This is a genomic window from Mangrovimonas sp. sgz306409, from assembly GCF_059735265.1.
On record NZ_JCAPEU010000013.1, the window covers coordinates 18,482 to 30,258 of the forward strand.

General features: G+C 39.9%; 5 protein-coding genes. All 5 read left to right on the top strand.

The window, feature by feature from the left end; translation table 11 throughout:
* The first annotated feature begins 4 nt into the window (after window positions 1-4).
* The 5 genes from AC6I5C_RS16805 to AC6I5C_RS16825 all read left to right on the top strand — a co-directional run bounded on the left by AC6I5C_RS16805 (window position 5) and on the right by AC6I5C_RS16825 (window position 11,604).
* Window positions 5-2,755, top strand: a complete 2,751-nt coding sequence (locus AC6I5C_RS16805) for a LamG-like jellyroll fold domain-containing protein (RefSeq protein ID WP_497906165.1) — start codon at window positions 5-7, stop codon at window positions 2,753-2,755.
* A gap of 18 nt (window positions 2,756-2,773) precedes the next feature.
* A complete protein-coding gene (locus AC6I5C_RS16810) occupies window positions 2,774-4,915 on the top strand; it encodes a glycoside hydrolase family 43 protein (protein ID WP_497906166.1) in 2,142 nt (713 codons plus the stop codon).
* Between the two features lie 6 nt (window positions 4,916-4,921).
* A complete protein-coding gene (locus AC6I5C_RS16815; protein WP_497906167.1) occupies window positions 4,922-5,941 on the top strand; it encodes a glycoside hydrolase family 43 protein in 1,020 nt (339 codons plus the stop codon).
* Window positions 5,938-8,418 carry a glycoside hydrolase family 2 TIM barrel-domain containing protein gene (locus tag AC6I5C_RS16820; protein ID WP_497906168.1) on the top strand — a complete coding sequence of 827 codons (2,481 nt, stop codon included), beginning with the start codon at window positions 5,938-5,940 and terminating at the stop codon, window positions 8,416-8,418. Before AC6I5C_RS16815 ends, AC6I5C_RS16820 begins: the two co-directional genes overlap by 4 nt.
* 90 nt (window positions 8,419-8,508) lie before the next feature.
* Window positions 8,509-11,604: a glycoside hydrolase family 2 TIM barrel-domain containing protein gene (locus AC6I5C_RS16825; RefSeq protein WP_497906169.1), complete on the top strand. Its 3,096-nt coding sequence runs from the start codon at window positions 8,509-8,511 to the stop codon at window positions 11,602-11,604.
* Window positions 11,605-11,777 lie beyond the last annotated feature (173 nt).

Sequence of the window (11,777 nt, forward strand, 5' to 3'; positions counted from 1 at the left end):
GATTATGAAATTAGCTTTACGAATATTTTCAGGTTTATTTTTATCAGTGAATTTTTTTGGTTTGGGTTATGCGCAAACGGCAAGTACAAGCGATAATATTCAAGCGGAACCCATTGCCGATCGTAATGTGATTTTTGATACTTCCGATCTGGGAATCTCAAAAACAGTAGAATTTGGTGCAGACCTTGCATGGGCAAATGAACAGAATTTTAGGAGGGCTATCAGGTTTATGGGATTGGACCAGATAGATGTCGTTAGGGCTTCTTTTCAACCTACTTATCCCTTAATTGATGGTGTCGGGTTAACACAAGAGCAGATAGACGATCTTAATTGGAGGCTGTATTTAATCAATACTTATGTAGGTCCAAATACAGATTTGGCTTTGAACTGTGATCATCCATGGGTGGATGATTGGTATGTAGGAGTGCCTGAAAATTGGGAACAATTAATTCAAGCAACCGCCCAAGCGTTTATAGATGCTGGGCATAACATAATTTCTGTTGCCCCTTTTAATGAACCTGACTATGGTTGGGGACAGGGTACACAACAGGACATGTACGATATCACGAACTTATTAAACACAAATACATTTTTTGATGATATTAGGCTTTCTGGAGGTAACACTCTAAGCTGCGATGAGGCTTTGAGCTGGTATAACTATATGGTGCCAGCGGGAGTGAACGAAGGAAACACGCACCAATTGGCGGGTAGCTTTGATAGTTTTTCGGAATTTTTTACAACGGTTTCAGGGAACGGAGACCACGCAACCGATGACGAATTGCATAACGTTGTAGAAGGGTTGGTAGGTTATGAATATGGAATGGAAACAGGTATTTGGTGGGGTGCTGCAGATTTGGCTAGAGGTGAAATGGTAAAGGCTTTTGATGGAGAACGCATTGGCTATGCCGAGCATAGACCTAATTGGACGGCAGCCGCTGTATATAGATTGCCTGATGGAAGTGTAAAAGGGTTTGGAGGTACTTCTGAAAGGCAGGCCTTTACCACGACTTATAATTTTATTTCCAAGGAGCGAGCTGTGTTTTATGATGGTCAAGGACCTTGTCGTATGTTCAATTTGGAGATGCCCGGGGGAACAGGCTATCAGCAAGGGCAATCCAATGCCGAAAGAGTTTTGAACATTACTTCAGGTGAGGATATTCAGCCTTATATCAATGGACAATATAAACTAGTGAATAGAGCCACTGGACAAGTGATGGAAGTTGTAGGAAATTCCAATGGATCAAATATTCAAGAAGCATCCTATTCGGGTACCTCAAATCAACATTGGGATGTAACCCCGGTAGATCCTGAAATTGGAGGAGATTTTAGTTATTATCGAATCAAACCTTTGTCCAGTACTAATAGGTACATGGATCTTTATGGATTTTCATTGGATAATGGAGGGAATATTAACCTCTGGGATATCGGATATTATGGCAATCAGCAATGGTATTTGGATTATGCCGGGGAAGGATGGTTCTATATTCGTTCTCGAGAAAGTTCCTATTGTGTTCAGGTGAATGATGCCGGTAATGTGGAACAATGGGAGAAAACCGAAGATGATGCACAACAATGGCGTTTTTTGCCAATAGATGCTCCCATTGAATTTGAAGCGCCCAGCGTACCGAGTAATTTCACTATCACGGCTAATGCTACTTCCATTTCGTTAGGTTGGACCGCAAGTTCATCTTCCGATGTGTCTGGGTATACTATTTTGAGATCCGAGGTTTCTGGAGGCGATTATCATACCATTGCCAGAAACGTAATGGCAAATAATTTTGTAGATAATACGGTACAATCAGGGATTCAGTATTTCTATAAAATTAAGGCCATTGACACTTCTCTAAATCAATCTGAAGCTTCGGATGAGGTTTCGGCTGCCAATATGGGAGGAAACGATTTGGTGTGTCACCTCAATTTTGAAGGCGATACTCAGGATAGTAGCCTTAATCTTAACCATGCCGCTACTTACGGTTGCACATTTGTAGATGGGTATATGGAAACAGAAGCCATATCGCTTAATGGTTCTGGAGATTTTGTCCAATTGTCTCCAGATATTGCCAATCATGAAGAAATATCCATAGCCGCTTGGGTTAATTGGGTTGGATTCAATTTAGGGCAGCACCTGTTTGAATTCAGTGCAGGGGAGGATGATTATTTTTATGTGTCTCCATCCATTTCTGGACAAACCCAATTCACCATTATACAAAATGGTACAGAACAATCTATCAGTGCTCCGGCATTACCTGCCGGAACTTGGGCGCATTTGGTTGTTACCTTAGGTGCAGAAGGGGCTGCAATTTATATTAATGGAGAATTGGAGGCCGAATCAGCACTCATTACAATAAGTCCAATGGATATCAAACCATTTATCAATTACATAGGAGTCAATTCAGAAGATGGAATTTATTTTGAAGGGATTGTAGATGACTTTAGGTTATATAATTACCAATTGGATTTGGAGGGCGTCAATGCTCTCTATAATAATTTGTCTGTAGGGGAAGAGGCCTTTGAAAATTTGAGTATTTGGCCAGTTCCGGCAAAAGACCAGTTACATATTCAATTCTCAAATCCAAACACTGTAGAGGCCTACAAAGCATCGGTTTTTAATATGGAAGGAAGATTGATGATGAGCCGAGAAATCCAGGCGAATGGTCATACGGTTTTGGACGTGGCAAGTTTGACAACTGGAATTTATATGCTGAAACTTCAAAATTCAACCAGTAGTCATATTCAAAAAATTGTAATTAAATAAAAAATAAAAGAAAGAGAAATGTATAAAAAGGTCTTCTTAGGTATTTTAATGTTGAACCTATTTTTGTCATGTGGGAAAAAGGTGGATAAGGTAGAAGCATATCTATTCACCTATTTCACAGGAAATGGTCCAGGAGAAGAGGCTATTCGCTATGCGGTGAGCTTGGATGGATATCATTATCGCGCTTTAAACAATAACGAACCTATTGTAGATTCCAAAATAATTAGTTCTACAGGAGGTGTTCGGGATCCACATATTTTAAGAGGCGCCGATGGCAATACCTTTTATATGGTGGTAACCGATTTGTATGTGCCAGAAATGGGGTGGAACAACTTTGCTTTGATTTTAATGAAATCGACAGACTTGATTCATTGGGAAAGTTCCATTATTAACATCCCAGAGGTATATCCAACTGAATTTGGAAATGTAGATCGCGTATGGGCTCCTCAAACGATTTATGACGAAACCAATGGAAAATACATGGTGTATTTCTCCATGAAAGAGAAAGGAAATCATCCAGACATCATTTATTATGCCTATGCCAATCAGGATTTTTCAGGCTTTGAATCGGCTCCCAAACAATTGCTGTTTAACCCAGATGGGAATGCTTGTATTGATGGTGATATCATAAAAAAGGATAATAAATTCTATCTGTTCCATAAATCGGAAAGCGGTGCCCCCGGTATTAAATTGGCAGTTTCCGATAAGCTAACGGAAGGGTATGCCTATCCAAACATGGATCGTGTGGATAAAGAGACCGACAAGGTAGAAGGTTCTGGAGTTTTTAAGCTGAATGATTCCGATGAATGGATCTTGATGTATGATGTATATGGTTCGGGAAGGTATCAATTTACCAAGAGTAAAGACTTGGAGCATTTTGAAGTGATTGACGAAGATATTACCATGAGCTTCCATCCTCGTCATGGTACAGTGATGCCAATTACAATGAATGAGTATCACAGTTTGATAAAAAAATGGGGGAGACAAGATGATCCTTTGATGGATCTGACTTCATCTGACTTAAAACCTCTAAATGTGGATATAAACGGTGAAAAAGCGAGCATTCATTTGCCTGTGAAAAGAGGCATGGACCTTACCGCTTTTGATCCGGGATTTAAAATGTGGCCGGGATTTTCGGTAAGTCCACAAGGACCTCAGGATTTTTCAAATGGTGCTGTTGGTTATACCATTTCCATTGAGGGGCATGATGATATAACGTATAAAGTGACGGCTTCAGAAGATCATAATCCTGTGTTGGAAGGCTATTATGCCGATCCGGATGTACTGTATTCAGAAAAAACTGGAAAATATTATATCTATCCAACAACCGATGGGTTTGATGGATGGTCGGGTTGGTATTTCAAAACCTTTTCATCAGATAATTTGGTAGATTGGCAAGATGAAGGAACCATTCTCGATTTAAAGGAAGATGTGAGCTGGGCAGACCGTAATGCTTGGGCACCTTGTATTGTTGAAAAGAAAATAGATGGTGAATACAAATATTTCTACTACTTCACGGCAGCACAAAAAATAGGTGTGGCGGTTGCAGATAATCCTACCGGGCCTTTTGTAGATAGCGGAAAACCATTGATTGATTTCAAACCGGAAGGTGTGGAGCACGGTCAAGAAATAGATCCTGATGTATTTACAGATCCAAAAACTGGAAAGAGCTATTTGTATTGGGGCAATGGCTATATGGCAGGCGCAGAATTGAATGAGGATATGGTGTCCATTAAAAAAGAGACACTTAAAACCTTTAAAATAGATACCACTTATAGAGAAGGAACGTATGTCATCTATCGAAATGGTACCTATTATTTCATGTGGTCTGAAGATGATACCCGCAGTCCGAATTACAAAGTTCGGTACGGCATAAGCGATGCGCCTCTTGGGAAACTTCAAATTCCTGAAAACAATATTGTGATTCAGCGCGATGCTGAAACCAACATTTTTGCAACGGGACATAATTCGGCCATTCAAATTCCAGGAAAAGATGAATGGTACTTGGTGTATCACCGTTTTACCTACCCAAAAGGTGTGACTATGGGAGGAAAAGGAGGCTTTCATCGTGAAGTATGCATCGACAAAATGCTGTTTGACGAGGACGGACATATTGTTGAAGTGAAGCCAACGTTTAATGGAATTGATCCTATTAATTAATTTGAAATGAACAAGCCTACTGAAATAAGTTTTTATAAAAGCCAATTAGTGATTTTGGTGATGGTATTCTCTGTTTTTAAAAGTTTTGGTCAAGGAACAGAGAGGACTACCCGCCATGATATCCCATTGGATAGTATTCGTTTAAGTGACCCCGCTATTCTAGCCGATCAAAAAACTCAAACCTATTACATGACTGGGACAGGAGGAAAGTTGTGGAAGAGTAACGATTTGAACTTATGGTCAGGGCCTTATGACCTAGCTGATATAGATCCGGAGTCTTGGATGGGGCCAGCCCCCATGATTTGGGCAGCCGAGTTGCATGAGTATAAAAACAAATATTACTACTTCGCCACGTTTACAAACAGGGAAGTGAAGATAGATACTTTTCGGAATAATGTTATTGAGCGTCGGGCTTGCCATATTTTGGTAAGCGACCAACCAGATGGGCCTTACAGGCCTATGAAGGATGATATTTACTTGCCAGCCAATATGCCAACCTTGGATGGGACGCTTTGGGTTGATAATGGGAAGCCATATCTAGTGTATTGCCATGAATGGCTTCAGAATTGGGATGGAACCATTGAAAAAAAACAATTGAAATCTGATTTAAGTGGCACCCAAGGGAAGGCTAAAATCTTATTTAGAGCGAGTGATAGTCCGTGGAGTAAAGAGCATGATGAGAAAGGGAATCTAGTGGCTAATAAAGTAACGGATGGCCCTTGGTTGTTTAGAACACAAACAGGGAAGTTAGGCATGTTATGGACTAGTTGGATTTTTGGTGATTATACCCAAGGAGTGGCCTATTCCGAAAGTGGAACTCTAGATGGTCCATGGATCCAGGAGTCTAAACCAATTACGCCTCCAAACTATGGACATGGCATGTTGTTCAGAACTTTTGAAGGAAAGTTATTAATGGCTTTACACAGTCACTGGGTAGATAAGGATGGAGAATATGTTCGGATTCCTCGCTTGTTTGAAGTAGATGATTCAGGCGATAAGCTAATTGTAGTAAAACCTTTTAAATGAAACGAGAAATGATAGATGAGAGAGTCAATGTAATTGGAAAGAGGTTCCATGTATTCAGAAATATAATGGTCCTATTAATGGTCTTTTGTCAAGCTGCAGTCATGGTGGCTCAAGTGTCTTTTGGGCAATCGGAAAAATTAAAAGAGGACTGGAAATTTACTTTAAAGGATGCTACTGAAAATGCCACAAATGATTTTGATGATAGTCATTGGCAAACGATATCTGTACCCCACGATTGGAGTGTAAAAGGACAGTTGAGTCCAACGTTGGCCAGTGCAACGGGGTATTTGCCTGGTGGTGTGGGATGGTACAGAAAGCATTTGGAAATTCCTTTAGAAAAAACAGGAGAAAAAGTCTATCTATATTTTGAAGGGGTTTACAATCGTAGTGAAGTATTTATAAATGGCCACTCATTGGGGAAACGTCCTAATGGTTATGTGTCTTTTATGTACGATGCCACACCTTTTATTAAATATGGGGAAGATAATGTTATTGCCGTTAGGGTTAATCACAGTCAATCTGCCGATTCCCGCTGGTATACGGGGTCTGGGATTTACAGGGATGCTTGGTTGGTATATGCCAATCCAGTTCATGTTGCACAATGGGGGGTGTATGCCTATCCTGAAAAATTAAATTCAGGCTATCGTTTAAATGTAGAAGTAGACTTGGAAAATGGCTTGGGAACATCTCAAAGTTTGACAGTAGAAAATCAACTATTCGATTCTAAGAATAATCTAGTCGCGACAAATACAGAGAAATTAAAGGTCCAGCCAAATCAAACCGAAAAGCTTACAACTTCCTTGAAGGTAAAGCTGCCAAATCTTTGGTCGGTAGATACCCCCAATTTATATACCTTAAAAACTATTGTTTACTGTAATGGAAAGGTGGTTGATGAGAGTCTTACAAATACAGGCTTTCGCGATTTTACTTTTGATTCCAATAAAGGGTTTGCTCTAAATGGGGACTGGATGAAGGTGAAAGGTGTTTGTTTACATCATGATGGAGGTGTGCTTGGAGCTGCAGTCCCTAAGGAGGTTTGGAAACGAAGATTGTTGACCTTAAAAGAAATAGGTGTTAATGCCATTAGAACCAGTCATAACCCTCAGGCCCCAGACCTGTATCACTTATGTGATGAGTTGGGGCTTTTGGTTTTAAACGAAGCATTTGATGAATGGGAATTCCCTAAACGTAAATGGTTAAAGGGATGGAATAAAGGAGAGCCAGGTTTTCAAGGTTCCTATGATTTTTTCAAGGAATGGGGAGAGCGGGATTTGGCAGATATGGTGAAGCGCGATCGTAATCATGTGTCTGTTTTTGCTTGGAGTATTGGCAACGAGGTAGATTATCCTAACGATCCTTACTCGCACCCTGTTTTGGATGGCGGAAGGGATACAGGTTTTACCCAGCCTATTTTTGGAGGTTATAAAAAGGACGCGCCAGATGCCAAGCGTTTAGGAGCCATAGCCCAACAATTGGTAAAGGTTGTAAAAGATTATGATCCTTCAAGACCAACCACAGCTGGTTTGGCCGGAGTAGCCATGTCCAATCAAACAGAATATCCTTTTGCTTTGGACATTGCAGGGTATAATTATACCGAAAGCTTATATGACCATGACCATGCCAAATACCCAAACAGAGTTTTGTTTGGTAGTGAAAACCGTCATGATTTTTTGGCTTGGAAGGAAGTTACTTCAAGGGATTTTGTGTTTGGGCAATTTTTGTGGACGGGAATTGATTATTTAGGGGAATCTGGCGTTTGGCCTTCCCGAGGGTTTTATTCTGGTCTTTTGGATTTTGGAGGTTTCATCAAGCCAAGAGGGTATTTTAGACAGTCGTTGTGGTCTGATAGGCCAATGGCCTATTTGGGCACTTATCCTTCTCCAGGGAATAGGGAGAGAAGCCCATCCATGGATGCCTGGTCTGTGTGGAATTATGAAGCAGGCCAAATGATACGTGTGGTTTGCTATACCAATGCCGCTCAGGCAGAACTTCATTTGAATGGCAAAATCGTAGGAGAAAGAAAAACATACAACAACCAGACTGGTATTATATTTTGGGATGTTCCTTTTCAAAAAGGAACCCTTGAAGTATTGGGATTGGATAACAATGGAAATCAAGTAAGCCGGTATAGCGTTCAGTCTTCTAGTCGACCTGATGCTATCAAGTTAATTTCTGGTGAAGGAAACTATAAAAAGGGAGAGCTTGCTCAATTGGTAGTGCAGGTAGTGGATAAAAATGGAATTCCTGTAATGTTATCGGACGAGGAACTTACATGTCAAATTACTGGAGATGCTAAGTTGTTAGGACTGGAAGCCAGTAATAATTCGGATATGTCTGATTATACCGATAATAAACACAGGGTTTACCATGGAAGGTTGATAGCTTATGTGCAATTGGGAAATACCAATGGCGATGTAGTGGTGAAATTTTCTTCACCGTGGCTACAATCTAGAGAGGCTAGAATTAGTGTCCAATAAATAAAAGTCCGATTTTTGCAAGACCATCTTCAAAAGCGGAAATAGAATAGAAATAAAGCATTCAATTAATACAGTTATTATATTCAAACTATGACAAGAAAACATTTTATATGGGGGTTATTCTGTTTTGTGCAGGTTGCATTTGCACAGCAGCAAAACGAATGGGAAAATCCTAATGTAATAGACCGAAACAAGGAAGAGGGGAGAGCACATTTTGTGGTTGCTGATGCAAAAGACTCCAATAGTTCTTCCTATGTGAAAAGTTTAAATGGGAATTGGAAATTCAATGTGGTTAAAAATCCAGGGCAACGGCCTCTTGACTTTTTCGAACCTAATCTGAATGATACTTCTTGGGGCAATATAGAAGTGCCTTCTAATTGGGAATTACAAGGGTATGACATTCCTATTTATACCAATGTTACCTATCCTTTTCCAAAGAATCCACCTTTTATTGATGGCGATTACAATCCCGTAGGATCCTACCGAAAGACCTTTACCATTCCAAAGGATTGGAAGGGGAAAGAGATCATGTTGAATTTTGAATCTATTTCGGGATATGCAAGAGTTTACTTGAACGGAGAGGAAGTTGGGATGACTAAGGCTTCAAAAACTTCGGCAGAGTTTAATATTACTCCGTATGTAAAGTCTGGAGATAATTTGCTGGCCGTGCAAATAATTCGTTGGCATGATGGGAGCTATTTGGAGGATCAGGACTTTTGGCGTTTGAGTGGTATTGAACGTGATGTGTATTTACAGGCATTACCGGAAGTTACGGTATGGGACTACTTTATCAAGGCAGGTTTAAATGACACTTATACCGATGGGATTTTGGATGCTGAGGTGGATTTCAGGGTTTTTGGTGATAAACAAATAAAGAAGGGAGAAGTCTCTTTCATTTTGTTTGATCAGGAAGGACAGGAAGTTTTCAAACAGACAGAAAACCTAAAGGATGCTAACAAGGAAATCCAATTTAAAACTGTTTTAAAAGAGGTGCATCTGTGGAGTGATGAAACTCCTTATTTGTATAAGTATGATATAGTTTGGAACCTTGGAAAGAAAGAGGAATACCGTATTTCTGGTAAAACGGGTTTCAGAAGTGTGGAGATAAAAAATGCGCAGCTTTTGGTTAACGGAAATGCCATTACAGTTCATGGAGTCAACCTTCACGAGCACCACGGAACCAAGGGGCATACTCCAGATGAAGCTACCATGAGACAGGATTTGGAATTGATGAAACAGCACAATGTCAATGCTATTAGAATGAGCCACTATCCTCATGATACCAGACTTTACGAGTTGTGCGATGAATATGGTTTATATGTAGTGGATGAAGCCAATATTGAAACCCATGGTATGGGGGCCACCTTACAGGGGTATTTTGACAAATCGGTGCATCCGGCCTATTTGCCAGAATGGGCTCCAGCACATTTGGATAGAATAAAAAGAATGGCCGAGCGTGATAAAAATTATCCGAGTATTATTTTATGGTCATTGGGGAATGAATGTGGAAATGGTACTGTGTTCCATGAGGGCTATAAATGGCTGAAAGCATTTGATGATACCCGTTTTGTTCAGTTTGAACAGGCAGGTGAGGAAGACAATACAGATATTGTTTGCCCAATGTATCCGGGAATAGATTATATGAAATCTTATGCCGCGGATACAACTAAAAAACGTCCATTTATTATGTGTGAGTACAGTCACGCAATGGGGAACAGTAACGGGAATTTCCAAGAGTATTTTGATATTATAGACAATAGTCCGCACATGCAAGGAGGATTCATTTGGGATTGGGTTGACCAAGGTTTGAAGGCGGAAGAAAATGGTCAGGAATATTGGGCTTATGGAGGAGATTTGGGAGGTGAAAATCTTCAGAATGATGAAAACTTCTGTGCGAATGGTCTAGTGTCGGCTGATAGGGTTGTGCATCCAGCTATTTATGAAGTAAAAAAAGTATACCAGCCTGTCAAATTTGGTTTTCAGAACGGAAAAGTCACAATATCAAATGGTTATTTCTATACCAACCTGGATCAATTTGATTTTAAGTGGGAAGTATTGAGAAATGGAGAGATTGTAAAGACAGGGACTTTTAAAATAGATGGTAAGCCCCAAGGTAAATTCATTCAAGAAATTCAATTGCCACAGGTAGACAAGGCTGCAGAATATTTTCTGAATGTTTATGCTTTAACCAGTAAGGCTTCTAGTTTGGTGCCTGCTAATTTTGAATTGGCAAGAGAGCAATTTCAGTTAGGTGCTAATGATTTCTTTGCAAACCTATCTACACCGAAGGTTTCTAAACCGGAATTGACTTATGCCAAAAAGGGGGATGTACTGACTTTTGAAACAGGAGCAGTAGAAGGAGCTTTTGATCTTAAAAAAGGAACCTTGACTTCCTATCACGAAAAGGGAGAAAAAGAAGTAATGCTAGCTTTTCCTGAACCTTATTTTTGGAGGGCTCCTACAGATAACGATTTTGGAAATGGCATGCCTGAGCGTTTAGGAGTCTGGAAGGAAGCGCATAAAATGTCTAAAGTGCTGTCTGTTGAAGTTGGAAAGCAAAACGAATTAGGATTGCCAATAACAGCAACCTATGAATTAGCGGGTGTTGAGGTACCCTACGTTGTTGCATATGTGATTTTGAAAAGTGGAGATATTCAGGTATCGGCTTCCATCGATATGAACGGTAAAGAACTTCCTGAATTACCAAGATTTGGAATGCGTATGCAGCTTCCTGAAGAGTACTCCCAATTGGAGTATTATGGCCGTGGCCCATGGGAAAACTATTCCGATAGAAAAACTGCGACATTTTTAGGGAAATACAAAAGTACACCGGAGGATGAGTTTGTGTGGGAATATATACGTCCTCAAGAAAATGGATATAAAACTGATGTCCGTTGGTTAACATTGGCAAATATGAATGGCACAGGGTTGAAAATTCAAGGGATGCAGCCACTTGGATTTAGTGCTCTGCCAGTATCTACGGAGTCCTTGGATCCAGGGAAAACCAAAGCGCAGCGTCACACCACTGATGTTCACTTTGAGGACAAGGTATATCTACACGTTGACCTAAACCAGAGAGGAGTTGGAGGCGACAATAGTTGGGGAGCCTTACCTCATGATGCCTATAGATTGCTAGGTAAAACATATAGTTATTCTTTTGTACTTTCTTTGAAAACAGAGAAATAAAATAAGAAGAATTAAATGAGGTAAGAGAGGATGAAATTTGTATATTCGAGTAATAAATTTTGTTTAGCCAATAACTTCAAACTATATATAAATATGCATAAAATTATGCATATGTTTTTGGAAAATGTAGTTTTTTAAACTATTGAAAGTCAATAGTGGTTAAAATGAGGGTT